Genomic DNA, 22,975 nt, shown 5'->3' with positions numbered 1-22,975 from the left:
GTTTCTCCTGGCTCAGAACGGGACATCGCCCGCGATCGTGGTGCGGTACAGCTTGCGGCGCTGCTCGGGCGGGCAGCCGGCCGCCAGGTGCATCAGCGAGCGGTTGTCCCAGAACACCATGTCGTGCGGTTGCCACTGGTGGCGGTAGATGAACTCGGGCTTCGTACTGTGCTCGAACAGGGCGTCGAGCAAGGCGCGGCTGCGCGCTTCGGGAATATCGAGGATGCGCGTGGTGAAATGCTCGCTGACGAAGAGCGCGCGCCGGCCCGTTTCCGGATGGGTGCGCACCACCGGATGGCGCACCGGCACCACCTCGTCGATCTGTGCCTGGGTCAGTGCGGGACGGTAGGGATTGAGCTTGCGCAGATCCTCGTAGCGCGCCAGGTAGCTGTGCTCGGCCTGGGCGAATTCGATTTCGCGCTTGAGATCCTCGGGCAGCGTATCCCAGGCCAGGTGCTGGTTGGCGAACAGGGTGTCGCCGCCCTCGGCCGGCAATTCCTGCGCATGCAGCATCGAGCCGAGGCTGGGCGTGGCCTTGTAGGAGAGATCGGAATGCCAGAGGTGGCCGGCGTCGCCCAGGCCGATCGGCTGATCGTTTTCGCGGATGTTGGAAATGACCAGCACTTCCGGATGCCCGGCCAGCTGGTACTGGCGCAGCACGTGGATCTGCAGCTCGCCGAAGCGGCGCGAGAATTCCACCTGCTGGGCCGGGGTGATGCGGGTGTCGCGGAAGACCAGCACGTGGTGGTCCAGGTGGGCGCGGTGCACCCGCGCCAGGTCGGCGGTGCTCAGGGGGCGCGTGAGGTCGAGGCCGAGCACTTCGGCGCCGAGCGGGGCATGGAGGGGCCGGATGTCGAAGTCCTGGCGCGCAGCGGTATCGAGGGGCATGATGTGGAAGCTGGAGGCTGAGTTGATGTCAGGTTCAGGTTAGCCAGCCGATGTCGAGGCGACAACGAATCATTTCGAGGAAGCTCATACGTATTTCGATGATGCGTTTGAAGGCAGATCCGCACCTCCCTTGCCCGACACTGAGCAATAACGATGCAGATCGGGGGGATTTTTGCTAGGATTCGTGAGTTTTCCATAAAGCACAGGCCAAGTACCTGCGCGCATCACCCTCCTCAGCGCATGGCGACAGACAAAGAACTAGGCGACTTCCTCGAGAATGTCGAACGGCGGGCGTTCAAGCAGGCCGTGTACGCGGTGCGCAAGGACGAGGCGGCGCTCGACATCGTGCAGGACGCGATGATCAAGCTCGCCGAAAAATACGGCGACAAGCCGGCCGCCGAACTGCCGATGTTGTTTCAGCGCATCTTGCAGACCACCATCCTCGATTACTTCCGCCGCGAAAAGGTGCGCAACACCTGGGTCAGCCTCTTCTCCGGCCTCGGCCGGCGGGAAGGAAGCGACGAGGACTTTGATATACTCGAATCGTACGAAGCGGAGGAAGGATCCGCGGCGGCCGAGTCGAGCATGGACGAGGTCGAACGCACCCAGACCCTGCGCCTGATCGAAGCGGAGATACAAAAGCTCCCGGCGCGTCAACGTGAAGCCTTCCTTATGCGTTACTGGCAGGATATGGACGTGGCTGAAACGGCCGCGGCGATGGGATGCTCCGAGGGCAGTGTGAAAACGCATTGCTCTCGCGCGACGCATACCCTTGCCGATGCCTTGCGGGCCAAGGGAATACAACTATGAATACCGACGACATCAACCTGGCGTACAAGCTGCGCCACGCCCTGAACGAAAACCTCGACGCGCTGCCGGCGTCCACCACCGAGCGCCTGGCCGCCGCGCGCGCGCTGGCGCTGTCGCGCAAGAAGGCCGACGCGCCGGCCACGGCCCAGCCTGCGCGCCGCCGCTTCTTCGATGTCGACTTCCGCTTCTCCGGCGCCGGTCTCGGCCGCCTCGGTGTGGCCATTCCCCTGCTGGCGCTGGTGGTCGGCCTGGGCGGGCTTTACCAGTACGACCAGCAGCAGCGCATCGCCGAGCTGGCCGAACTCGACGCGGCCGTGCTGGCCGACGAATTGCCGCTGACGGCCTACCTCGACCATGGCTTCAATGCCTACCTGGAGTCGCAACAGCGCCACCAATGAGGACACCCCCTTCCAAGCCCCGCCGCCTCGGCTGGATCGCCGCGCTGGCGGTGGTGCTGGCCGGCCTCGCGGCCTGGGCCGTCTGGCAACTCGCAGGGGACGATGGCGCAAACGGTGCGCGCAGCGCCGCCACGGCCGCCGGCGCGCCGGGTACCCCCGTCAAGATCCCAGGCATGCAGGACAAGCCGCTCTGGCGCGACCTGTCGCCGGCCCAGCAGATCGCCCTGGCCCCGCTGCGCTCCGAATGGGATGCGCTCGATGGCCTGCGCAAGAAAAAATGGCTCGAGATGTCGCGCCGCTTCGCCTCGATGGATGCACCAGAACAGGCGCGCGTGCACGAGCGCATGCGCGAATGGATGCGCCTGACGCCGGCGCAACGCAGCCTGGCGCGCGAGAACTACAACAAGGCGCGCAAGCTCGCGCCGGGCGAGCGCGCCGCCAACTGGGAAAACTACAAGCAGCTCACGCCGCGCGAGAAACAGCGCCTGGCGCAGTCGGCCGCCCGCAAGAACCCGGCCGCGCCGGCCAGCCCGCCGGCGGCGAACACCGTTGTCACTCCGACCAGCTGCCCGGCCGGCACCACGCGCCGTGGCGCCTCCTGCATCTCGTTGCAGGCGCCCGCGGCGATTCCGGCGGCGCCCGTGATCACCCAGCCGGCGCCGCCCGCCGCGACGCCGCCCGCATTGACGCCACCGGCCGCGCCTGCCCCGGCCGTGCCGCCAGCGCCCGCCCCGACCGCCCAACCCGCCACCGCTCCCGCGCCATCGAATGCAAACGGTTAATCCAACGGCAATACCCGCCTCTCCCGTCATCGGCACGCCGAGCGTCCGGCGCCGCGTCATCGCCATGGTCTACGAAGCCTTCCTGCTGGTCGCGGTCGAGGCGCTGGCCGTCTTCCTCTTCATTTTCGCCACGGGCAACCGCCAGGGCCCGGCTTTCCGCGCCGCCTTGATGGCCTTCCTGTTCCTGGTGACGGCCGCCTATTTCGTGCACGCCTGGAGCGGCAGCGGCTTCACGCTGGCCATGAAAACCTGGCGCATCAAGGTGGTCAAGGTGGGTGTTTCAAAGGTGCCCTTCAGGAATGCGGCAATCCGCTACCTGCTGGCCTGGGGCTGGTTCGCGCCGGCCCTGGCCGTGGGCGCGCTGCTCGATTTGCACCGCGTCGGGGAATGGACGGTTGTCCTGCTGCTGGGGATGCTGGCCTGGGGGATGACGGCCTTCCTGGACAAGGATCGGCAGTTCCTGCATGACCGGATCGCGGGGACGCGCTTGATCGAATTGCCGAAGCCGGCGAAGAAGTAAGCGTTACGCACGCGCCGTACCGCGTGGAGTCAGGACTCCACCCTACAAACGGCGGTACACGTAGGGTGGAGTCCCGACTCCACGAGGGTACACCTAGAACCGCTCGTAGTCCGTCAGGTAGCGCCACTGCCCCACCGCCAGCCCAGCCATCGACATCCGCCCCACGCGCAGGCGCTTGATGTCGGTGACGGTCAAGCCCACTTGCGCGCACATGTGCTCGATCTGGCCGGCGCGCACGCCCTTGGCGGCGAAGCGCAGGCGCCCTTCGCTCTGCCAGCTGACCTTCATCGGATTGATCGGCTTGCCGCTGAAGCTCAAGCCGTGGTTCAGCAGCGCCAAACCGCCTTCCCTGATGCCGCCCGAGACCTCCACCACATACTCGTGCTCGACGCGCTCGCCGTCGTCGAGCAGCTTGCGCACGACCCGAAAATCCTGCGAATAGACCAGCAGGCCGCTGGCGTCGGTTTCCAGTGGCGTGCACAGCGTCAGGCGCGCCAGGTGGCGCTTCAGGAAGCGCGGCTGGCCGTGGCCGCCGACCACCAGCGTCTCGGGCGACAGGCAGGCCAGCGCGTTCTCGCCGCGCATGCCGACGCCCGAATTCATGCCTTCCGGCTTGTGCAGCAGGATGGTGACCGGCGGCGCCTCCGCGGCGCTGGCGCCGGGTAGCAGCACCACGCTCTGCGCCGGCGTCACGCGCGTGGCCGGATCCTCGACGGTGGCGCCGTCGACCGTCACGCCGCCGTTGGCAATGTAACGCTCCGCTTCGGCGCGCGAGCAGGCGGCCAGTTCGGCCACGCGCTTGGCCAGGCGGATTCCGTCGTCACTCATGCTTGCCAGTTCTTGAAAAAGGTTTTGAAAGCGGCGACGACGGTGTCGACGTCGGCGCGCGTGATGTCCAGGTGGGTCACCAGGCGCGTACGCGGGCCGATCGAGGCGCGGATGCCCTGCTCCGCCAGCGCGGCGCGCAGCGGTTCGCAGGCGGCGGCCGGGATGTCCATCCAGAAGATGTTGGTCTGCGGGGTGCCGACGCTCAGGGCATCGATCTCGGCCAGGCCGCGCGCCAGCAGGGCCGCGTTCTCGTGGTCTTCCGCCAGACGCGCCACATTGTGCTGCAGCGCGTGCTGCGCGGCCGCCGCCAGCACGCCGGCCTGGCGCATGCCGCCGCCCAGCATCTTGCGCCAGCGCTTGCCCTGCTCGATGAAGGCCTTCGGGCCGAGCAGCACGGAACCGACCGGCGCGCCCAGGCCCTTCGACAGGCAGACCGACACCGTATCGAAGCCCTTGACGACCTCGCGCAGACTGATGCCCTGCTTGACGGCGGCATTGCAGACACGCGCGCCGTCGAGGTGGGTGGCGAGGCCCTTCGCATGCGCCAGCGAGGTGGCAGCGGCGATGTAGTCCTGGCCGAGCACGCGGCCGCCGATGGTGTTTTCCAGCGCCAGCAGGCGGGTGCGCGCGAAGTGCATGTCGTCGGGCTTGATGTAGGCCTCGATATCGGCCAGCGCGATCGAACCGTCCGCCTGATTGGCGATCGGCTGCGGCTGGATCGAACCGAGCACTGCGGCGCCGCCGCCTTCGTACTTGTAGGTGTGCGCTTCCTGGCCGACCAGGTATTCGTCGCCGCGACCGCAGTGGGTCATCAGCGCGATCAGGTTGGTTTGCGTGCCGCTCGGCGCGAACATGCCTGCCTCATAGCCGAACAGGTCGGCCGCGTAGTCCTGCAGGCGGTTGACGGTCGGATCGTCGGCGTAGACGTCGTCGCCGACTTCGGCGGCGGCCATCGCGGCGCGCATTGCCTCGGACGGTTGGGTGACGGTGTCGCTGCGCAGGTCGATCCAGGTGATTTTTTCGCTCATGGTCTTCAGTCGTCGTTGGTGACGGCGTCAAGCTGCGCCGTTCGAGAAGCATAGAAACGCTGGCCCATCTCTTCCAGGCCCAGCGTGGACAGCACTTCCTGCAGGCGCTCGCTCGGACGCCGGCGCGGCAGGTTTTTATATGTCGCCACGATCAGCTCGTTTTTCATCGAGTGCTCCCAGCCCACCAGTTCCGTCACCGTCACCTGGTAACCGTGGGCTTCCAGCTGCAGGCAGCGCAGCACGTTGGTCACCTGGCTGCCGAATTCGCGCGTGTGGATCGGATGGCGCCAGATTTCGGTCAGCGCGCTCTTGCCCAGATCCTTGCCCTTGTTCTTGCGCAGCACGGTCGCTACTTCGGCCTGGCAGCACGGCACCAGCACCATGTGCTTGGCCTTTTTCTTCAGCGCGAAGTCGATGGCGTCGTCGGTCGCGGTATTACAGGCATGCAGCGCGGTCACGATGTCGATCGTCTCGGGCAGCTGGCTTGAGGTGGTCGACTCGGCCACCGACAGCGGCAGGAAGGACATGTTGGTAAAGCCCAGGCGCGCCGCCAACTCGGTCGATTTCGCGACCAGCTCGTCGCGCGTCTCGATGCCGTAGATGTGCGAAGCGTCTTGCAGGCCCTTGAAGAACAGGTCGTACAGGATGAAGCCGAGGTAGGACTTGCCGGCGCCGTGGTCGACCAGGGAGACGCTGCCCTTCTCCGCGCGCACGTCTTTCACCAGCGGCTCGATGAAGTTGATCAGGTGGTAGACCTGCTTCAGTTTGCGGCGGCTGTCCTGGTTGAGTTTCGCGTCGCGCGTGAGGATGTGCAGTTCCTTGAGCAGTTCGATCGACTGCCCGGGACGCACCTCTGGAGGAAGCTCCAGCGGTGCCGGGGCTTTGGTAATGATTTGTTTAGCGTGCTTCATCGATCCATGCCGCCTGAATGGCTTCCAGTACGCGCTCGCCGCCGCGCGTGCGGTCGTCGTCGAAGCCCTCGAGTCCGACGACCCAGTTGTGGAGGTCGACGAAGCGTACGGTCGCGGGGTCGACGTCCGGGTACTTCTCGAACAGCGCTTCGGCGATGGCCGTCACCTCGTTCCACTTCATGGCAGTTTCCGTTGTCAGTGGTTCTTCTCGGCTGCGTGGTTGATCGTGTATTTCGGGATCTCGACCACGAGATCCTCTTCCGCCACGATCGCCTGGCACGACAGGCGCGAATTCGGCTCCAGGCCCCAGGCCTTGTCGAGCATGTCTTCTTCTTTTTCTTCCTGCTCGTTCAGCGACTCGAAGCCCTCGCGCACGATCACGTGGCATGTGGTGCAGGCGCAGACGCGGTCGCAGGCGTGTTCGATCTCGATGTCGTTTTCCAGCATGACGTCGCAGACGGACTTGCCGCTCGGCGCGTCCAGGACGGCGCCGTCTGGGCAGAAGACCGGGTGCGGCAGGATGACGATTTGTGGCACTTTGTTACCTCTTCAATTATTTATATCGTTCTTGTATGGTGGGCACGGGGCGCCCACCCTACGTCACACTTCGTTCAAAGACTTGCCGGCCAATGCCATGCGCACGCTCTTGTCCATGCGCCGCGCAGCGAATTCCTCGGTGCCGTGGGCCAGGGCCTGCACCGCGTCGTGCAGCGCGTTCTGGCGCAGGCCCGGTTCGATCGCCGTGTCGTTCGAGGTGGCGATCGCATCGCGTACCGCCTGCAGCAGGCCGGCAACTGCGCCCTGCTCCGTTTCGTCGAGCAGCCCGGCATCGCTGTCCAGCGCCGACTGCGTCGCCAGCAGGATGCGCTCAGCCTCGACCTGCTCTTCGCGCAGCGCGCGCATCTGCATGTCGACCTGCGCCGAGCTGTACGAATCCTGCAGCATGCGCGCCACCTCGTCATCGGCCAGGCCGTACGACGGCTTCACGGTGATCGAGGCTTCGACGCCCGAACGCGTCTCGCGCGCGGCGACCGACAGCAGGCCGTCAGCATCGACCTGATAGGTGACGCGAATGCGCGCCGCGCCCGCCGCCATCGGCGGAATGCCGCGTAGTTCGAAACGCGCCAGCGAGCGGCAGTCCGACACCAGCTCGCGCTCGCCCTGCACCACGTGCACGGCCAGGGCCGTCTGGCCATCCTTGAAGGTCGTGAACTCCTGCGCGCGGGCGCAGGGAATCGTCGAATTGCGCGGGATGATTTTTTCCACCAGCCCGCCCATGGTCTCGATGCCGAGCGACAGCGGCGTCACGTCCAGCAGCAGCCAGTCGTCGCCCGCGGCGCGGTTACCGGCAAGCAGGTTCGCCTGGATGGCGGCGCCCAGCGCCACCACCTTGTCCGGGTCGATGTTCGCGTGCGGGATGGTGTGGAAGAACTCGGAGACCGCGCGCCGCACGTGCGGCATGCGCGTCGCACCGCCGACCATCACGACGCCGTCCACGTCCTCGACGCTGACGTTGGCGTCGCGCATGGCCTTGCGGATGGCGTTCATGGTCTTGCCGACCAGGTGCTTGGTGATCTCGGCGAAAGTCTGCGCGGTGAGGTTCACGTGCACCAGTTCGCCCGAGTTCAGCACGGCGTCGATCGTCGTTTCGTCGTTGGTCGACAGCAGTTCCTTGGCCTGGCGCGCTTTCACCATCAGGGTGGCCGTGTCTTCTTCCGACAGCGGAGCGAGCTTGGCCTGCTCGGTGACCCAGCAGAACAGGCGGTGGTCGAAGTCGTCGCCGCCCAGGGCCGAATCGCCGCCGGTGGACAGGACTTCAAACACGCCCTTCGAGAGCTTCAGGATCGAGATGTCGAAGGTGCCGCCGCCCAGGTCGTAGACGGCATATACGCCTTCGGAACCGTGATCGAGCCCGTAGGCGATCGCGGCGGCGGTCGGCTCGGACAGCAGGCGCAGCACGTTCAGGCCGGCCAGCTGGGCCGCGTCCTTGGTGGCCTGGCGCTGGGCGTCGTCGAAGTAGGCGGGCACGGTGATGACGGCGCCGACCAGGTCGTCCCCTAACGAATCCTCGGCCAGCTGGCGCAGCGTGGCCAGGATCTGGGCCGAGGTCTCGACCGGGCTTTTCACGCCGGCCACGGTGCGGATCTGCACCATGCCTTCGCCGTCGACGAAATCATACGGGAGGTTCTCGGCGTGGGCGATGTCCTTGAGGCCGCGGCCCATGAAACGCTTGACCGAGACGATGGTGTTCTTCGGGTCGAGCGTGCGCTGCGCCTGTGCCTTGCGGCCGATGTGGGCGTTGCCGTTGGGGAGATAACGCACGACCGATGGCATCAATGCGCGGCCGTCCTCGTCGCTGAGCACTTCAGGAATCCCGCTGCGCACGGTGGCGACGAGGGAGTTGGTGGTGCCCAGGTCGATGCCCACCGCCAGCCGGTGCTGGTGCGGTGCGGTCGACATGCCGGGTTCGGAGATCTGCAAAAGTGCCATGTTCGTGTTACCTGGTTGTTGTTCTGTGTGGTGCCAGTCGGGCGGGATGCGTGATTGGTCTCACGTTTGTAGGGTGGGCGCCCCGTGCCCACGCGTGAAGCATGCGTCGTGTTGGCGCATCGTTCCGCGTGGGCACGGGGCGCCCACCCTACGTCCCTTCGGCACGACGTGCCGCTGTTCTACCCTTCGATCGCCTCGAACGCGTACTGTACCTCGTCGCCGAATTTGTCGAGGAACATCAGCGCGCGCACGCCTTCGGCGGCCTGCTGGAAGTCGCCCGCGTCGAGCTGCGTGCCGACCCGCTTCAGCATCGCCTTGCGCTCGCCGCGCACCTGGGCGTCGAGGGCGTCGAGCGCCGCGCCATCCTTGGCCGCGCGCGCGTCGCCGAGTGCTTCGCGCCATTCCATCTGCTGCATCAGGAAGGCCATCGGCATCGCCGTGTTCGATTCGGTCTGCAGGTCGACGCCGTTCAGCTCGCACAGGTACTGGGCGCGCTTTTGCGGGTGCTTCAGCGTCTGATAGGCTTCGTTCGCGCGCGTGGCCCATTGCATGGCGACGCGCTGCTCGGCGCCGGTGGCGTTGACGAAGCGATCCGGGTGCACGCGCCCCTGGACTTCACGATAGGCCGCGTCCAGCGCGGCCATGTCGACGTCGAAGCGGGCCGGCAGCCCGAACAGCTCGAAGTGATTCTGCATCACCGGCTTAGATCCGGAAGCTCTCGCCGCAACCGCAATTGTCCTTGACGTTCGGGTTGTTGAAGCGGAAGCCTTCGTTCAGGCCCTCGCGGGCGAAATCGAGCTCGGTGCCATCGATGTAGGGCAGGCTTTTCGGGTCGACGAAGACCTTCACGCCGTGCGACTCGAAGACGTTGTCCTCGGCCGCCGCCTCGTCGACATACTCCAGCTTGTAGGCGAGACCCGAGCAGCCGGTGGTGCGCACGCCGAAACGCAGCCCGAGGCCCTTGCCGCGGCGCTCGATGTAGCGATTGATGTGCTTCGCCGCTTTTTCGGTCAGTGTGATTGCCATGCGTTCTTCTCCAGCTCCGGTCTAACTTTACGCAGTTGCGTGCTTGGTCTTGTAATCGGCGACAGCGGCCTTGATTGCGTCTTCGGCCAGGATCGAGCAGTGGATCTTCACCGGCGGCAGCGCCAGTTCTTCGGCGATCTGCGTGTTCTTGATGGCCAGCGCCTGATCCAGCGTCTTGCCCTTGACCCATTCGGTCACCAGCGAGCTCGAGGCGATGGCCGAACCGCAGCCATAGGTCTTGAACTTCGCGTCTTCGATCAGCCCCTGCTCGTTGACCTTGATCTGCAGCTTCATCACGTCGCCGCAGGCCGGTGCGCCGACCATGCCGGTGCCGATCGATTCGTCGCCCTTGTCGAAGGCGCCGACGTTGCGTGGATTCTCGTAGTGGTCGAGGACTTTATCGGAATATGCCATGGTAGTGCTCCTTGAATTCTTGAATTAGTGTGCGGCCCATTGGATCGAATTCAGGTCGATCCCTTCCTTGAACATGTCCCACAGCGGCGACAGTTCGCGCAGTTTGCCGACCTTCGACTTCAGCAGTTCGATCGTGAAATCGATGTCCTCTTCGGTCGTGAAGCGGCCGATGGTGAAGCGGATCGAGCTGTGCGCCAGTTCGTCGCTGCGACCCAGGGCGCGCAGGACATACGATGGCTCCAGCGAGGCCGAGGTGCAGGCCGAACCCGACGACACGGCGATGTCCTTGATCGCCATGATCAGCGACTCGCCTTCGACGTAGTTGAACGAAACGTTCAGGTTGTGCGGCACGCGGTGTTCCATGTCGCCGTTGATGTAGACCTCTTCGATCTCCAGCAGGCCCTTGGCCAGGCGGTCGCGCAGCGCTTTCACCTTGACCAGTTCGGCGTCCATCTCTTCCTTCGCGATGCGGAAGGCTTCGCCCATGCCGGCGATCTGGTGCGTCGGCAGCGTGCCCGAACGCAGGCCGCGCTCATGGCCGCCGCCGTGCATCTGCGCTTCCAGGCGGATGCGCGGCTTGCGGCGCACGTACAGGGCGCCGACGCCCTTCGGGCCATAGGTCTTGTGCGCGGTGAAGGTCATCAGGTCGCACTTGGTCTTTTCCAGGTCGATGTGCACCTTGCCCGTCGCTTGCGCGGCGTCGCAGTGGAAGATGATGCCCTTCGAGCGGCACAGTTCGCCGATGGCGTCGATCGGCTGGATGACGCCGATCTCGTTATTGACCAGCATGACCGAAACCAGGATCGTGTCCGAGCGGATGGCCGCTTCGAGCTGTTCGATCGTGATCAGGCCGTTGTCCTGCGGCTCGAGGTAGGTCGCTTCGAAACCGACGCGCTCCAGCTCGCGCACGGTGTCGAGCACGGCCTTGTGCTCGGTCTTCACCGTGATGATGTGCTTGCCCTTCGTTTTATAGAAATTGGCCGCGCCTTTGAGCGCCAGGTTGTTCGACTCGGTCGCACCCGACGTCCAGATGATTTCGCGCGGATCGGCGCCGACCAGGGCGGCGACATGGCCGCGCGCCTCTTCGATCGCGGCTTCCGCCGACCAGCCGTACATGTGGCTGCGCGAGGCGGGATTGCCGAACTGCTCGCGCAGGAACGGGATCATCTTGTCGGCCACGCGTGGGTCGACCGGCGTCGTCGCCGAATAATCCATGTAGATCGGGAAATGCGGCGCAGTCACGAAGCTCTGCTCGATTTTTTTGTCCAAAGGCGCGTTCATCAGTTCACTCCAGTCATACTTCAGTTTGTGCGGTGGCGGTGGCGGTAGTAGGGGCACGGTGCACCACCACGACGTTCTGTTCTTTCTGCTTCTGCTGGTCGACCAGGTCTTGCAGCGAGACCGAGTCCAGGTAGTCGACCATCTTGGCGTTCAGCGTCGTCCAGAGGTCGTGCGTCATGCAGCGGATGCCGCTGGCGGCGTCCGCGCCGTGGCAGTTTTCCTTGCCGCCGCATTGGGTCGCATCGAGCGGCTCGTCGACGGCGATGATGATGTCGGCCACCGTCACCTTTTCCGCCGGACGCGCCAGGCTGTAGCCGCCGCCCGGGCCGCGGATCGATTCGACGATCTCGTGGCGGCGCAGCTTGCCGAACAGCTGCTCCAGGTAGGACAGCGAGATGGCCTGGCGCTGGCTGATGCCCGACAGCGTGACCGGACCGTTACCCTGGCGCAGGGCAAGATCGATCATCGCAGTGACAGCAAAACGGCCTTTGGTGGTCAGACGCATCACAACCCCGGTAATGTTAAAATATTGCTCTTGTTCATTTCTCATCCCCTTTTCACAGGTCTTCGGTGCTGAAGCTGAAAGACCGGATTAGTTGAACGATTTAGTCAAGTATAGCAAATTCCGGGGGGCTTGTCTTGGCGGGCCCAAAAACGGTGGACGTGGTTTTGTCGTGGGTAGCGGTGCGTTTTCGACCGGTTGAGGGCACGACGCTTCCCTATCGTGCCCGCAGCAAGCGCATCGGCCCGAACAGCGTCTGCATCCCCTCGTGCCCAATAAAGCTCAGGTTATACGGATGCTCCGCCACCACCTGCGGCAGCCCGGCCGTCTCCGGCAGCTTGCGCAGCTGCTCCGCGATCTTCCCCCACAGCACCAGCGTCGGCGCCGCCGGCTGCGCGGCGAGCACGGCCAGCACCGTCTGCAGGAAAGGCAGCCAGCCGCGCGCATCGAGCGCCGGGGCCACGTGCTTGCGAAACACCAGCGCCGCGTTCAGCAGGAGAAACCCCTCGGCCGTCAGGTTGTCCTGCAGTTGGGCCAGCGTCCGGATCGAACTGCCCTCGCGCGCCGCCCTCGCCACCGGCGCCAGCGCCGCGCCGCCGGTATCCTCGACCTGCAGCTGGCCGTCGGCCACCAGCAGCATCTTCATGAAATTGCGCAGCGAGGTCGCCCGATTGACGGGCTTCGATAGTCCGGTTTCGCTCCACAGTTCGCCCACGGCGCCGTCCATGAAGCAGACCCCGGTCGCGCTTTCGGCGCGCGGATACGGCCCCTCCCCCACCAGCACGTAGCGCACCCGCTCCAGGGGCTGTGCAAAGGCGGCGAACAGGCGGCCGTGGGTGGGCAGGTAATCGTCCGCGGCGAGCGCGGGCAGGTAGGCCGGATCGGCCTCCGCGACCGCTTCCAGGCCGCGCAGCAGGTGCGGCCGCCAGGAGGCGTCGGCCCGGTCGAGCGCGTCGATGAAGGCGGGAGGAATGGGGGCGCAAGTCATGGTCGGGACGGTCGAAAAAAGAGGCGGATTGTAGCGCAGGCCGCGGCCGGCGGGCGCGGCCATTCCGCGCGTCAAGCTGGCGTGGCGGTTTTAAAATTCGCGGCATAGTGGTCGCCCCATCCACCCAACCACAAGGAGACCGACGATGCAAACGATCCAGGACATCATGACCCGCGACGTGCAAACCATCTCGCCACAGGAAACCGTGCAGCGCGCCGCGCAGCTGATGGACGAACTGAACGTGGGCGCCATCCCCGTGCTCGATGGCGAGCAGCTGGTCGGCATGATCACCGACCGCGACATCACCGTGCGCTCGGTCGCGGCCGGCCAGAACCCGGTCACGACGAAGGTGAACGAAGTGATGAGCATTGACGTGCGCACCTGCACCCCGAACCAGAGCGTGGACGAGGTGCTGGCGCAGATGGGCGACGTCCAGATCCGCCGTATCCCCGTGCTCGACGAGGCGTCGAAGGTGATCGGCATCGTCTCGCTGGGCGACGTCGCGACCAAGCATTCGGCCGACGTCGACCGCACCCTGGACGAGATCTCGACGCCGTCGGAGCCGGATCGCTCGACCCAGCAATAAATCGTCCACCGTCAGAGCGCCTGAGAACACTGCCAGAGCAAGGCGCAGCGCCGAAGCCAGTACGACAGTATGGCGAGGCGCTGCAACGCAGCCATGGCTGTGTTGTCGGGCGCTCTTACTCCGCGTCCGGCTGCTTCGATGGGTGCGCGGCCGCGAAGGCCGGCAGATCCACGCACAGCGCATAAATGCGGCTGATGTTCGGATATGCACCGATGTCGATATCGAAGCGCTGGGCGTTGAACACCTGCGGCACCAGGAAGCAGTCGGCGATCGTCGGCGACTGGCCGTGGCAGAACGGGCCGGCGGCCGGATCCCGCGCCAGGTGGGCTTCCAGCCCTGCCAGGCCTTCGCGGATCCAGTGGCGCACCCATTCGGTCTTCTGCTCTTCGCTCAGCTTGAGCTCATTGACCAGGTGCTTCAGCACGCGCAGGTTGTTCAGCGGGTGGATGTCGCAGGCGACGATCTGGGCCAGCTCGCGCACGCGGGCGCGGCCCGGGGCGTCGTGCGGCATCAGGGGCACGGCCGGGTAGCGCTCGTCCAGGTATTCGATGATCGCCATCGACTGGGTGAGCGTGATGCGCTCGTCCTGGAAGGCCGGCACCAGGCCGCTCGGATTGATGCGGCGGAACTCTTCCTGGCGCTGCTGGCCGCCGTCCTTGAGCAGGTGCACCGGCAGGGCCTCGTAGTTCAGGCCCTTTAGGTTCAGGGCGATGCGCACGCGATAGGCGGCCGAGCTGCGGAAATACGTATAGAGCTTCATTCTTTCCTCCCGTGGTGATGGGCGCCGTGGTAATGCGCCACCTCATGGTCGATGGCGCCGAAGATGCTCGCGCCGGCGGCGTCCAGCATCTCGATGCGCACGCTGTCGCCGAAGCGCAGGAACGGCGTCTGCGGCGCGCCGTGTTCGATGGTTTCGTACATGCGCACCTCGGCCAGGCAGCAGTAGCCGACGCCGCCGTTGGCGATCGAGGAGCCGTGCAGGTTGCCCTGCTTGTTCGACACCGTGCCCGAGCCGATGATGCTGCCCGCGCCCAGTTCGCGCGTCTTGGCCGCGTGGGCGATCAGCTGGGCGAAGCTGAAGGTCATGTCTTCGCCGGCGTGGGGTTTACCGAAGGGCGCGTCGTTGATCGTGACCAGCAGCGGCAGGTGCAGCTTGCTGTCGTTCCACGCGTCGCCCAGCTCGTCCGGCGTGACGGCCACCGGCGAAAAGGCGCTTGCCGGTTTCGACTGGTAGAAGCCGAAGCCCTTGGCCAGTTCGTTCGGGATCAGGTTGCGCAGCGAGACGTCATTGACCAGCATGACGAGGCGGATTGACTGCGCGGCTTGCTCGACGCTCGCGCCCATCGGCACGTCACCGGTGACGACCGCCACTTCCGCTTCCAGGTCGACGCCCCAGTCCTCGCTCAGCACCGCGATCGGATCGCAGGGGCCGATGAAGGAGTCGCCGCCGCCCTGGTACATCAGCGGATCGGTGTAGAACGAGGCCGGCACGTCGGCGTTGCGCGCCTTGCGCACCAGCTCCACGTGGTTGATGTAGGCCGAGCCATCGGCCCACTGGTAGGCACGCGGCAGCGGCGAATGGCATTCCATCTCGATGAAGGATTCGGCCTTGTCGGCGCTGCCGGCGTTGAGGCGCTCGTAGACGGCCTGCAGCTTCGGGGCCGCCTCGTCCCAGTCGTCGAGCGCGCATTGCAGGGTGCGCGCGATCTTCGGGACGGCCTGGCAGGTGACGAGGTCACGGCTGACGACAACCAGCGTGCCGTCGCGGCCGCCGGTTTTGAGTGTGGCGAGTTTCATGGCGTTTTCCTTCGTCGTTTTGTTGTAGCGGATACCGCGGTATCAACATTACAAATGAATTCGGACTATCATACAAACAATATTTTTCGCCCGATTTATCGGATTGTCTTATGAATCCCACCCTGCGCCAGATGCGCGCCTTCGTTGCCGTCGCCAAGACCGGCAACTTCACCTCGGCGGCCCAGTACCTGCACGTCACCCAGTCGGCGCTCTCGGGCCTGATCAAGGAGCTCGAACAGACGCTGGGCACGCGCGTGGTCGACCGCTCCACCCGGCGCATCGTCCTGACGGAGATCGGCCGCGAGCTGTATCCGCTATTTAGCCAGATGATCGATGACCTGGACGGTGCGCTGGCGAACGTGGCGGATCACACGCGGCTGCGCAAGGGCGTGGTGCGCATCGCCGCACCCCAGCTGATGTGCTGCACCCTGGTGCCCGAGGCCGTGGCCGCCTACCGTGCCGATTTTCCGGACATCGACGTCCGCGTGGCCGACAGCGCGGTCGAGAACGTCATCGCGCGCGTGCTCTCGGGCGAGTCCGATTTCGGCATCGGGCCGGAACGCGAAGCGGCGCCGCAACTGGAGGCGCGCGAGCTGTTCGAAATGCCCTTCTCGCTGGTCTGCCCGCAGGATCATCCGCTGGCTTCGAACGAGCGCGTCACCTGGCAGGACGTCGCGCGTTATCCGTTCATCGCGCTGCAGGGCCAGTTCACCGCGCGCCTGCTGGCCGACATGCAGGCGCTGCTGCGCGAGGTGCCGCTCAAGCCCGCCAACGAGGTGACCTTCATGACGACGGCGCTGGCGATGGTCAGCGCGGGCCTGGGCATCACGGTCTGCCTGCCCTACGCCGAGCCGCTGGTACGCCTGCACCGGCTGCACATGCGCCCGCTCGAGGAACCGCGCCTGACGCGCCGCTTTTTCGTGTACACGCGCGCCGGACGCTCGCTGTCGCCGGCGGCGGAGAGCTTCATCGACTTCCTGTTTCCCTATGTGGAGGCCAAGCGCAGCCTGGCGCGGGAGCAGCCTGTCTGAGCAGGCCGCCGCCTGCACCGCTCGCCGCGCTGGGCTAGAATCGGCGCATCGTTTTCGCCGGAGTTCCACAGATGTCCCTCAACACCATTGCGATCAACGGGCGCATGGACACCTTCGACGGCCACCACCAGGTCTGGCTGTTCGGTTACGGCTCGCTGATCTTCAAGGCCGACTTCCCCTACCTCGAACGGCGCCCTGCCAGCATCGGCGGCTGGACGCGCCGCTTCTGGCAGGGCTCGCACGACCACCGCGGCACCGAAGCGGCGCCGGGGCGCGTCGTCACCCTCGTGCCCGCACCCGGCGCCGTCTGCCACGGCATGGCCTACCTGGTCACGCCCGAGGAATTCGCCCACCTCGACCACCGCGAAAAGAACGGCTACCTGCGCCTGGCGGTCGACATCGGCTTCGAGGACGGCAGCAGCGTGCTCGGCCTGGTGTACATCGCGACCGAGGACAACGCCGCCTTCCTCGGGCCGGCGAGCGAGCGCGAGATCGCACAGCAGATCGCTGGCGCACACGGGCCGAGCGGGCCGAACCGCGAGTACCTCCTGGAACTGGCCAGCGCGCTCAGGGACTTGGGCAAGCCGGACGAGCACGTGTTTGCGATCGAACGGCATCTGGCGGGGATCGCGTGACGGAAAGCTGACCGGGATCACGCCCGGTGTCCATGGCGGGAATCGGGTCGAACTTTGCGCCTCTAAGCATAGGTAGCGAAAACCTCGACCAGGAGACTGCCATGCCATTTGTGGGCAAGCCACGCGAAATGCTGCGGAAAGGACTGGAGGCCGGCTTCCAGACCAATGAGTCGCTGGGCCGCTTCACCGCCGAGGCCTTGGAGCTTCCGCTGGCAAACATTGGAGGCGGCAATGACTCGCTCTCCAACCTGGTCGACCGCCTGATCACGGCAATGGATCAGGACGACCGGATTCCCGACCTGGTGGCGGCGGCGCGCACCGAACGGCCGCGCAATGTCCTACTGCGCGATGTCGAGGAAATGCTCGACCTCAATTTCCGGCCTTTCGACGATGTGCGCAGTCCACCGCCCGCGGTCGAGCGGAAAATCGTCGCCCAGGGCGTCGAACGCACGATCGTCGAAGCCGCTGGCTTCCCGGCAGCAGCGCCCTTCATCGCCGAACTCGGCGAGGCCGAATACCGGGTCTGCCTGATCAGCTATCGCATCGAAAAAGGCAAAGCGGTCTACGGCACAGGCTTGCTGGTCGCCGATGACCTGGTGATGACCAATCATCACGTTATCGCGTGCGCCCAGCCTCCGGAAAGCGCCGTAGTGCTACCCGGCAGCAAGATATCAATCACCTTCGGCTTCCGGAACTTCAATTCGGAAACCCAGGTGTACAAGCTGGTCGAGCAGGACTGGCTGGTCGCCAGCGATCCCTATAAGCGGCCGGACAAGTCGCCAGGCCTCGACTACGCCCTGCTGCGCCTGGCCACGGCAGCCGGCAAGGACAGGATCGGCAGCAGTTCAGCGGCGGCCGTGCGCGGCCACTTTTCGCCGGTTGCCTATGTCCCGCAGCCGGACGAGCCCCTCCTCATCCTGCAGCACCCGTTCGACCGGCTCGATGCGCGGCCTTCTCCCATGCGCCTGACGATCGGCTTCGTCCTCGATGTGGATGGCCCCGCCATACGGCATACGGCGAACACGTCCGAGGGCTCGTCCGGGTCGCCCGTATTCGACTCGCGCATGGATCTGATCGCCCTGCACTTCTGGGGCGACACCGGCTTTAACAAGGCAATCCAGATGGGCGACATTCTCGCCGACCTCGAGCGGCGTGGACTCGGCGGCCTGGTGACGTGAACCACCTCACCCCTGCCATCATGCGACTCGATCCCCAACAGCGTCTGCGCCTGAAGGCAGTCATGGCCGAGGCCTTCCAGAGCCCTGAAGCGCTGCAACGGTATCTCGCCGAAAAGTGCATGATCCACTTGGGCGCGATCAGCAGTCCCGACGCCGGCACGAAAGCCAATATCGCCGCCCTCATCGAGGCCGCCGAGAACAACCAGCCCATGCTCGACCGGCTGCTCGACGGCCTGCAACTGCATCCGCGGGCCTCGCTCAAAAGCATTGCCGCGCAGGTCGCCACGGAGCGCAAGGCCGCGTTGATGCTGCAGGGCTTGCCGGTGAACGCCCCCCTCAACGCCCTGTTCCTGGCGCAGCGCGTCTGCTTCATCGGCCGCGATGGACTTCGCGACGCCCTGCACGAGATGGAGACCCGGCATTCGGGCATCGTCGTACTCGTCGTCAGCGGCAATTCCGCTTGTGGCAAGAGCTACACCTACCAGTTGCTGCGCACGCTGGATCAGCTCAAGCCCGATAACATTGTCGCCAAGATCGACTTCAAGGATTTCGTCAGCGGCGCCCTTGCCAAGCGCTACCAGGACATCGTGGAGGCGATCAACCTGCGCATGGAAGTGCCGCGCGCGCGGCTGCCGAAAGGGCTGACGACGGAACCGAAATGGTTTGCCAACTGCATCCAGAAGTTCGACCTGGTGGCCAAGAACAACCAGCAGCTGCTGTGGCTGGTATTCGATCACGTGAGCACCCCCGGCATGCTCGACTCGGCCATGTCTGAAGCCCTGGCCAGGGTGCTCACCTATGCCTGCGACCGCAGCCAGAACCTGCGCATCGTCCTGATCGATATGAAGCCCACCGATTTGCTGCTGCTGCAGGAGCCGCACATCCGGCTGCGGCTCGGCCAGGACACGGCCGTACTGCCCGGCCGTGACGACATCAAGGCTTTCCTCCAGAAGCTCGGCGCCCAGTCGGGCCAGCAGCTGGCGCCAACGGCCCTGGACGAAGCCGCCGACAAGATCCTGGCCGACATCGCCAAGGTCATGCCGCAGAAGGATGCACCCTACGCCTATTCCACCCTTACCTGGTTGCATGCCCATGAGCTACATCTCATCTGAGAACGATCCAGAGCCGACCAGGTACTTGAATGGTTTCGTCCCCCTGGCAGTGCGGTTTGGCGCGGAGGCAATGTCCCTGCACCGCGACGGGTACGTGCTGGCCGCGTCCGTCCTGGACAGTTTCGATCCAGACTCGCTCGTTCCATTTCCGGGTGGCAGCGTCGATGCCGAGGAAGGGCCGACTCCGGAACCCGATCTCGCGCGCCTGCTGGAAGTGGCCATCGTCAAGGAAACCGACGACGGCAAGTTCATATGGCGCCTGCCCGACGACCTGCGCCGGCAAGCCTTGCGGATCCTGGGCAAGCGTGACGACCTGCGCCGCGCGCTTGCACTCAACGACAGGAACGACAAAAGCACCTACCAACAAGTGTTCGAACGCTATGTGGCAGGCGACATGCTGCCTTTGGACGAACATCCAACGCTCGACGACTTGCAGGCCAGTCTGCAGGCGATCCGGCTGCTGCGCGGCATCGTCCCCGGATTGCCGGATGAACAGGCCGTCACCGCGCTGGCGCAGCGCGAAGCATTCCTGCAACAGTTCCGGGTGCTGGCCGACAAGCACTTCGTTGGCCGCGTCGCCGAGTTCAGGAAACTCGAACGCTTCGTCGACACCCTGCCGACGTCCAGCCTGCAACAGGCGCGGCGCGCGGCCGTCAAGTTCGCCAGCAGCTTCAAGTCGCTGGAGGGACTGGCCCATGCAAAGCCGATCCTGATTCACGGCGTAGGCGGCATCGGGAAATCCGCCTTCCTCTCGAAATTCCTCCTCGACTACATCGAACGCGCGTCAGGCAAAGACTTCGCCTTTGCCTATATCGATTTCGACCGCGCCACTATCTTGCAGGATGAACCTTTGTCGATACTCGCGGAAATCGCGGCGCAGATGGCGATGCAGGTGCCGGCCTGCGCTGCCGGCTTCACCCAGCTGCAGCAGGACATCCTGAGGGACCTGTCCGGCGGACACAATTACAACGCGGAGTTCGATTCGCTCGAGTCGATCAACAACGCCAGCCAGAGCGAACGCCGCGAGTCGCGCCACCTGTCCCGCTACAAGAACCTGATGGCAAGCGCCTTCCCCGCCAGCCGCACGCTGACCCTGCTGCTGGTCTACGACACCTTCGAAGAAGTCACGCAGCGCGCCGGCGCTCGCCTCTTGGTGTTCTGGAAATTCCTCGAAGAGCTCAGGGAAATCACACCGTGGGTGCGCGTGATCCTGGCGGGGCGCACCGAGCTACCCCCGTGGATCGCGCGTGAGCGGCTCGATCTCGACATGCTGCACGACGCCGACGCGGCGCAGCTGCTTCGATCCTACGGTGTCGAACGGGAAGATGCGATCGCGACGGTCGTCGAACGGGTTCACGGCCATCCCTTGAGCCTGAAGCTGACCGTGCAGCTGATCGACACCATTGCGAAGCGCGCAGGCAAGCGCCTCGACGAAGTGTCGGGCGATGAGCTGTTCGGTTCGGAGTGGGACGAGCATCTCGCGGAAGGCATTCTTTACCGGCGCTTCATCGACCATATTCCCGACCCGCTGGTGCAGCGGCTGGCCAATCCCGGCTTCGTGCTGCGCGAGCTCACGCCGCGCCTCATCCTCGACGTGCTCAATGTTCCCTGCGAGCTCGGCCTGCACACCGAGGACGAAGCGCGCATGCTGTTCGAACGGCTAGCCATGTACAGCTCCCTCGTCAGCCAGCGCAGCGAATGGGTGCTGCGACACCGTCCCGAGGTACGGTCGATGCTGCTCGAACTGATGGTCAAGAGCGAACCAGAGCTGTGCAGGTCGATCCGCGAGAGCGCTGCGCGCTTCTATGCCGGGCGCGACTCGCTACGCGCGCGGGCCGAGGAAATCTACTGCCTGATGATGCTGGACACGCCGCCCGACATCCTGTCGCAGCGCTGGCAATCGGGGGTCGAGAAATACCTGGCGAGCGCACGCGACGAACTGCCGCCGCGCGCGCGCGACCTGCTCGACTACCAGACCCTGCTGGCCGAAAGCGGGCGTACCCAGGCCAACGAACTGCAGGGCGACGTGCGCACCCTGCGCCAGGCCGAGGAAATGAAACTGCTGCTGGCGCGCGGCAGCCCGCGCAGCGCGCTGGCGAAATACAAGGAGTTTGCCGGCGGCGCCGATCCGGAACCGTCGAGCCCGCTGTTCGTGCTGGTCACGCGCGCGCTGGCCCAGGCCGGCAAGGCGAGCCGTGCCCTCAAACTGGTGCAGGCCGGGCTGCAGTACTACGAAAGCGAGGACAGGACCGAGCAGCCCGACTACCTCGACCTGCTGCTGCTGATGTGCCAGTTGTCGATGGGCATGGACGCCAGGCCGATGTTCCGTTCCCCTGGCATGAGGGCAGAGGAACTGTGGCGCCGTTTCGAACAGGCCACGCAGGATCTGCCGCGCAACTACCAGGTTTTCCGGGTGGCGGTACACATCCTCGAGCTCACCGAGATCGAAATCGGACGCGGCCTGCAGACCATCGGCGCCGTCGGGGCGGAAGCGGCGCCCAAGCCCGACGTCGAGCGCTACGCGCTGCCGGCCGATCCCTTGTACCGGGCTTGCCTCGACCGGGTCAGAACCGATATCGAAACGCTTCGTTTCGGCAGCGACGACGTCGATGCGATGCTGCTCCTGCGGGCCTTCGGCTCGGTTGCCCCCTACTTTCCGGATAACCTGGCGGTGCGTGGGCTGCTGGCACTGGGCTCTCTGCAGGCCATCCTGGTGGCCGAATTCGGCGATCTCTGGATCCAGCTGCTGCAAGCCGGCAAACAGCTCGGGCTGGGAAAACTCGACACGCTCGCCGCACAGCTGCGCGACATCGATCCCCACCTGCTATGGCAACTGGTCGAGCGTGTCCTTTCCAACCGCGACATCGTGCATTTCGCTCTGCTGGTAAAACAGGAGATCATTCGACGTAACAAGCGGCTGCAAAGCTCCCTCTCAGGCGCGGCGCAATCGAAGCCATCGCCATCGCACTTGTCCGGGAAGGGGGCGACGTCGTAGTCTCCCGTTCCGCCGCAGCGCGCATCCCGGTAGAATGCGCCCTGCTCCCACTTTCACCCGTACCTCATGGATATCAACGATCAGCGTTACCTCGTCCAGCAAAACAAGATCGCCGACGGCGAATCGAAACCGCCCGTGTTTGCCCGCGTCATGCGCAGCAAGGAGGGCAAGTTCGAAGGCGTCTCCTTTATCAAGAACAAGGAAAAAGCCACGGTCATGACAGTGGCCGAGGCCCAGGAAGTCATCGACTGGGCGGCGAGCAAGAAAAGCAATGCCAAGGAATACGCGACCAAGATCATTTGCGTCGGCCAATGACGCATTGGGGATGGCAGGCCAGTTGTGCTAGGCTGGCACCCACCGATTCCCCGTTGACAGTTTGCTGCCCTTTTTATCCTTACCAAGACCCATGTCGATCGTCGAACAGGCCGTGAACCCGGCCGGCGCCACGCTCTCGCGCTCCTGCCGCGCCTGCGCCTTCTTCCACCTGGAAGAAGAAGCCTATCGCGTACGCATGCCTTTCGACAAGGAGGCGTTCGAACGTGGAGTACGGGCTTTCCACGTCGCCGATCCGGCGCCGCAGCTGGCGCACCTGACTGGCCTGGAGCAGGACGGCATCGACGCCGCCACGGCGCAGGCGCCCGGCGAGCGCATCGTCGGCGGCATCCTGCGGAACCATCCGTTCCACGTCGCGGCGCCGCAACCGCCGCAACTGCTGCAGGCGCTGCGGGTGCGCCAGGCGGGCGTTGGCGCCGTGACGGTGGCGGTATAAGGCCAT

The 22,975-nt window shown here is 65.2% G+C and carries 27 protein-coding genes; 12 read left to right on the top strand and 15 right to left on the bottom strand.

Annotated elements, in window-relative coordinates:
• Nucleotides 1–12: 12 nt before the first annotated feature.
• Nucleotides 13–888 (bottom strand): TauD/TfdA family dioxygenase, encoded by an 876-nt coding sequence (locus ASF77_RS01575; protein ID WP_056333441.1) that lies wholly within the window; start codon nt 886–888, stop codon nt 13–15.
• 240 nt (nt 889–1,128) lie between these two features.
• Between ASF77_RS01575 and ASF77_RS01570 the strand changes: the two genes are divergently transcribed.
• From ASF77_RS01570 to ASF77_RS01555, 4 genes are read left to right on the top strand one after another with little or no spacing between them, the layout of a single operon-like run.
• Nucleotides 1,129–1,698 carry an RNA polymerase sigma factor gene (locus ASF77_RS01570; protein WP_056336168.1) on the top strand — a complete coding sequence of 190 codons (570 nt, stop codon included), beginning with the start codon at nt 1,129–1,131 and terminating at the stop codon, nt 1,696–1,698.
• The gene (locus ASF77_RS01565) at nt 1,695–2,096 is read left to right on the top strand and encodes a DUF3619 family protein (protein ID WP_056333438.1); all 402 of its coding nucleotides are present in this window, start codon (nt 1,695–1,697) and stop codon (nt 2,094–2,096) included. Before ASF77_RS01570 ends, ASF77_RS01565 begins: the two co-directional genes overlap by 4 nt.
• On the top strand, nt 2,093–2,878 hold the full coding sequence (locus ASF77_RS01560) for a DUF3106 domain-containing protein (RefSeq protein ID WP_056333435.1): 786 nt from the start codon (nt 2,093–2,095) through the stop codon (nt 2,876–2,878). Before ASF77_RS01565 ends, ASF77_RS01560 begins: the two co-directional genes overlap by 4 nt.
• Nucleotides 2,865–3,398 (top strand): RDD family protein, encoded by a 534-nt coding sequence (locus tag ASF77_RS01555; protein ID WP_056333432.1) that lies wholly within the window; start codon nt 2,865–2,867, stop codon nt 3,396–3,398. Before ASF77_RS01560 ends, ASF77_RS01555 begins: the two co-directional genes overlap by 14 nt.
• 93 nt (nt 3,399–3,491) lie before the next feature.
• On the opposite strand, the gene ASF77_RS01550 is transcribed toward ASF77_RS01555, so the two are convergent.
• The 12 genes from ASF77_RS01550 to ASF77_RS01495 all read right to left on the bottom strand — a co-directional run bounded on the left by ASF77_RS01550 (nt 3,492) and on the right by ASF77_RS01495 (nt 12,866).
• Entirely contained in the window at nt 3,492–4,226 is a 735-nt protein-coding gene (locus ASF77_RS01550) for an rRNA pseudouridine synthase (protein WP_056333429.1), read from the bottom strand.
• A complete protein-coding gene (gene ltaE, locus ASF77_RS01545; protein ID WP_056333425.1) occupies nt 4,223–5,254 on the bottom strand; it encodes a low-specificity L-threonine aldolase in 1,032 nt (343 codons plus the stop codon). The genes ASF77_RS01550 and ltaE overlap by 4 nt, the downstream gene beginning before the upstream one ends.
• Nucleotides 5,255–5,259: 5 nt before the next feature.
• Nucleotides 5,260–6,165 (bottom strand): SAM-dependent methyltransferase, encoded by a 906-nt coding sequence (locus ASF77_RS01540; RefSeq protein ID WP_056333423.1) that lies wholly within the window; start codon nt 6,163–6,165, stop codon nt 5,260–5,262.
• Entirely contained in the window at nt 6,152–6,346 is a 195-nt protein-coding gene (gene iscX / locus ASF77_RS01535; protein WP_056333420.1) for a Fe-S cluster assembly protein IscX, read from the bottom strand. Before iscX ends, ASF77_RS01540 begins: the two co-directional genes overlap by 14 nt.
• Before the next feature lie 14 nt (nt 6,347–6,360).
• Nucleotides 6,361–6,702, bottom strand: coding sequence for an ISC system 2Fe-2S type ferredoxin (gene fdx / locus ASF77_RS01530; protein ID WP_056333418.1), 342 nt, complete (start codon nt 6,700–6,702; stop codon nt 6,361–6,363).
• A 63-nt stretch (nt 6,703–6,765) separates the two neighbouring features.
• A complete protein-coding gene (gene hscA / locus ASF77_RS01525; protein WP_056333415.1) occupies nt 6,766–8,655 on the bottom strand; it encodes a Fe-S protein assembly chaperone HscA in 1,890 nt (629 codons plus the stop codon).
• A gap of 179 nt (nt 8,656–8,834) precedes the next feature.
• A complete protein-coding gene (gene hscB / locus ASF77_RS01520) occupies nt 8,835–9,350 on the bottom strand; it encodes a Fe-S protein assembly co-chaperone HscB (protein ID WP_056333412.1) in 516 nt (171 codons plus the stop codon).
• 7 nt (nt 9,351–9,357) lie between these two features.
• Nucleotides 9,358–9,681: an iron-sulfur cluster assembly protein IscA gene (gene iscA, locus ASF77_RS01515; protein ID WP_056333409.1), complete on the bottom strand. Its 324-nt coding sequence runs from the start codon at nt 9,679–9,681 to the stop codon at nt 9,358–9,360.
• A 27-nt stretch (nt 9,682–9,708) separates the two neighbouring features.
• Nucleotides 9,709–10,095 carry a Fe-S cluster assembly scaffold IscU gene (gene iscU / locus ASF77_RS01510; RefSeq protein ID WP_056333406.1) on the bottom strand — a complete coding sequence of 129 codons (387 nt, stop codon included), beginning with the start codon at nt 10,093–10,095 and terminating at the stop codon, nt 9,709–9,711.
• A 24-nt stretch (nt 10,096–10,119) separates the two neighbouring features.
• Nucleotides 10,120–11,376, bottom strand: a complete 1,257-nt coding sequence (locus tag ASF77_RS01505) for an IscS subfamily cysteine desulfurase (protein WP_056333404.1) — start codon at nt 11,374–11,376, stop codon at nt 10,120–10,122.
• A gap of 13 nt (nt 11,377–11,389) precedes the next feature.
• The gene (gene iscR, locus ASF77_RS01500) at nt 11,390–11,881 is read right to left on the bottom strand and encodes a Fe-S cluster assembly transcriptional regulator IscR (RefSeq protein WP_056333401.1); all 492 of its coding nucleotides are present in this window, start codon (nt 11,879–11,881) and stop codon (nt 11,390–11,392) included.
• Between the two features lie 214 nt (nt 11,882–12,095).
• Nucleotides 12,096–12,866, bottom strand: a complete 771-nt coding sequence (locus ASF77_RS01495) for a hypothetical protein (RefSeq protein WP_056336165.1) — start codon at nt 12,864–12,866, stop codon at nt 12,096–12,098.
• A gap of 145 nt (nt 12,867–13,011) precedes the next feature.
• Here ASF77_RS01495 and ASF77_RS01490 point away from each other — a divergent pair, with 145 nt between their 5' ends.
• On the top strand, nt 13,012–13,452 hold the full coding sequence (locus ASF77_RS01490; RefSeq protein WP_056333395.1) for a CBS domain-containing protein: 441 nt from the start codon (nt 13,012–13,014) through the stop codon (nt 13,450–13,452).
• A gap of 115 nt (nt 13,453–13,567) precedes the next feature.
• On the opposite strand, the gene maiA is transcribed toward ASF77_RS01490, so the two are convergent.
• Both maiA and ASF77_RS01480 read right to left on the bottom strand, forming a co-directional pair.
• Nucleotides 13,568–14,212, bottom strand: coding sequence for a maleylacetoacetate isomerase (gene maiA, locus ASF77_RS01485; protein ID WP_056333391.1), 645 nt, complete (start codon nt 14,210–14,212; stop codon nt 13,568–13,570).
• Nucleotides 14,209–15,249 carry a fumarylacetoacetate hydrolase family protein gene (locus ASF77_RS01480; RefSeq protein WP_056333385.1) on the bottom strand — a complete coding sequence of 347 codons (1,041 nt, stop codon included), beginning with the start codon at nt 15,247–15,249 and terminating at the stop codon, nt 14,209–14,211. The genes maiA and ASF77_RS01480 overlap by 4 nt, the downstream gene beginning before the upstream one ends.
• A 110-nt stretch (nt 15,250–15,359) precedes the next feature.
• Between ASF77_RS01480 and ASF77_RS01475 the strand changes: the two genes are divergently transcribed.
• From ASF77_RS01475 to ASF77_RS01445, 7 genes are all read left to right on the top strand, one after another.
• Nucleotides 15,360–16,280, top strand: a complete 921-nt coding sequence (locus ASF77_RS01475) for a LysR family transcriptional regulator (RefSeq protein WP_056333384.1) — start codon at nt 15,360–15,362, stop codon at nt 16,278–16,280.
• A 71-nt stretch (nt 16,281–16,351) separates the two neighbouring features.
• On the top strand, nt 16,352–16,915 hold the full coding sequence (locus ASF77_RS01470) for a gamma-glutamylcyclotransferase (RefSeq protein ID WP_056333382.1): 564 nt from the start codon (nt 16,352–16,354) through the stop codon (nt 16,913–16,915).
• Between the two features lie 101 nt (nt 16,916–17,016).
• Nucleotides 17,017–18,093, top strand: coding sequence for a trypsin-like peptidase domain-containing protein (locus tag ASF77_RS01465; protein WP_056333380.1), 1,077 nt, complete (start codon nt 17,017–17,019; stop codon nt 18,091–18,093).
• Complete coding sequence (locus ASF77_RS01460; RefSeq protein WP_056333378.1) at nt 18,090–19,205, top strand: effector-associated domain EAD1-containing protein; 1,116 nt, start codon at nt 18,090–18,092, stop codon at nt 19,203–19,205. Before ASF77_RS01465 ends, ASF77_RS01460 begins: the two co-directional genes overlap by 4 nt.
• A 70-nt stretch (nt 19,206–19,275) precedes the next feature.
• Nucleotides 19,276–22,200 carry a hypothetical protein gene (locus ASF77_RS01455; RefSeq protein ID WP_056333375.1) on the top strand — a complete coding sequence of 975 codons (2,925 nt, stop codon included), beginning with the start codon at nt 19,276–19,278 and terminating at the stop codon, nt 22,198–22,200.
• Between the two features lie 66 nt (nt 22,201–22,266).
• Nucleotides 22,267–22,515, top strand: coding sequence for a hypothetical protein (locus ASF77_RS01450; RefSeq protein WP_056333372.1), 249 nt, complete (start codon nt 22,267–22,269; stop codon nt 22,513–22,515).
• 91 nt (nt 22,516–22,606) lie between these two features.
• Nucleotides 22,607–22,969: a hypothetical protein gene (locus tag ASF77_RS01445; protein WP_056333368.1), complete on the top strand. Its 363-nt coding sequence runs from the start codon at nt 22,607–22,609 to the stop codon at nt 22,967–22,969.
• The last annotated feature ends 6 nt before the right edge of the window (nt 22,970–22,975 follow it).

This window comes from Massilia sp. Leaf139, from assembly GCF_001424165.1.
Lineage (GTDB): Bacteria > Pseudomonadota > Gammaproteobacteria > Burkholderiales > Burkholderiaceae_D > Telluria.
The sequence above is the reverse complement of the archived record's forward strand: the minus strand, read 5'-3'. Positions and strand labels throughout refer to the sequence as shown.

Bases quoted from the DNA above. Each gene is read 5' to 3' on its own strand.
- ASF77_RS01575 (WP_056333441.1), bottom strand. From the start codon at position 888: ATGCCCCTCGATACCGCTGCGCGCCAGGACTTCGACATCCGGCCCCTC.
- ASF77_RS01570 (WP_056336168.1), top strand. From the start codon at position 1,129: ATGGCGACAGACAAAGAACTAGGCGACTTCCTCGAGAATGTCGAACGG.
- ASF77_RS01565 (WP_056333438.1), top strand. From the start codon at position 1,695: ATGAATACCGACGACATCAACCTGGCGTACAAGCTGCGCCACGCCCTG.
- ASF77_RS01560 (WP_056333435.1), top strand. From the start codon at position 2,093: ATGAGGACACCCCCTTCCAAGCCCCGCCGCCTCGGCTGGATCGCCGCG.
- ASF77_RS01555 (WP_056333432.1), top strand. From the start codon at position 2,865: ATGCAAACGGTTAATCCAACGGCAATACCCGCCTCTCCCGTCATCGGC.
- ASF77_RS01550 (WP_056333429.1), bottom strand. From the start codon at position 4,226: ATGAGTGACGACGGAATCCGCCTGGCCAAGCGCGTGGCCGAACTGGCC.
- ltaE (WP_056333425.1), bottom strand. From the start codon at position 5,254: ATGAGCGAAAAAATCACCTGGATCGACCTGCGCAGCGACACCGTCACC.
- ASF77_RS01540 (WP_056333423.1), bottom strand. From the start codon at position 6,165: ATGAAGCACGCTAAACAAATCATTACCAAAGCCCCGGCACCGCTGGAG.
- iscX (WP_056333420.1), bottom strand. From the start codon at position 6,346: ATGAAGTGGAACGAGGTGACGGCCATCGCCGAAGCGCTGTTCGAGAAG.
- hscA (WP_056333415.1), bottom strand. From the start codon at position 8,655: ATGGCACTTTTGCAGATCTCCGAACCCGGCATGTCGACCGCACCGCAC.
- hscB (WP_056333412.1), bottom strand. From the start codon at position 9,350: ATGCAGAATCACTTCGAGCTGTTCGGGCTGCCGGCCCGCTTCGACGTC.
- iscA (WP_056333409.1), bottom strand. From the start codon at position 9,681: ATGGCAATCACACTGACCGAAAAAGCGGCGAAGCACATCAATCGCTAC.
- iscU (WP_056333406.1), bottom strand. From the start codon at position 10,095: ATGGCATATTCCGATAAAGTCCTCGACCACTACGAGAATCCACGCAAC.
- ASF77_RS01505 (WP_056333404.1), bottom strand. From the start codon at position 11,376: ATGAACGCGCCTTTGGACAAAAAAATCGAGCAGAGCTTCGTGACTGCG.
- iscR (WP_056333401.1), bottom strand. From the start codon at position 11,881: ATGCGTCTGACCACCAAAGGCCGTTTTGCTGTCACTGCGATGATCGAT.
- ASF77_RS01495 (WP_056336165.1), bottom strand. From the start codon at position 12,866: ATGACTTGCGCCCCCATTCCTCCCGCCTTCATCGACGCGCTCGACCGG.
- ASF77_RS01490 (WP_056333395.1), top strand. From the start codon at position 13,012: ATGCAAACGATCCAGGACATCATGACCCGCGACGTGCAAACCATCTCG.
- maiA (WP_056333391.1), bottom strand. From the start codon at position 14,212: ATGAAGCTCTATACGTATTTCCGCAGCTCGGCCGCCTATCGCGTGCGC.
- ASF77_RS01480 (WP_056333385.1), bottom strand. From the start codon at position 15,249: ATGAAACTCGCCACACTCAAAACCGGCGGCCGCGACGGCACGCTGGTT.
- ASF77_RS01475 (WP_056333384.1), top strand. From the start codon at position 15,360: ATGAATCCCACCCTGCGCCAGATGCGCGCCTTCGTTGCCGTCGCCAAG.
- ASF77_RS01470 (WP_056333382.1), top strand. From the start codon at position 16,352: ATGTCCCTCAACACCATTGCGATCAACGGGCGCATGGACACCTTCGAC.
- ASF77_RS01465 (WP_056333380.1), top strand. From the start codon at position 17,017: ATGCCATTTGTGGGCAAGCCACGCGAAATGCTGCGGAAAGGACTGGAG.
- ASF77_RS01455 (WP_056333375.1), top strand. From the start codon at position 19,276: ATGTCCCTGCACCGCGACGGGTACGTGCTGGCCGCGTCCGTCCTGGAC.
- ASF77_RS01450 (WP_056333372.1), top strand. From the start codon at position 22,267: ATGGATATCAACGATCAGCGTTACCTCGTCCAGCAAAACAAGATCGCC.
- ASF77_RS01445 (WP_056333368.1), top strand. From the start codon at position 22,607: ATGTCGATCGTCGAACAGGCCGTGAACCCGGCCGGCGCCACGCTCTCG.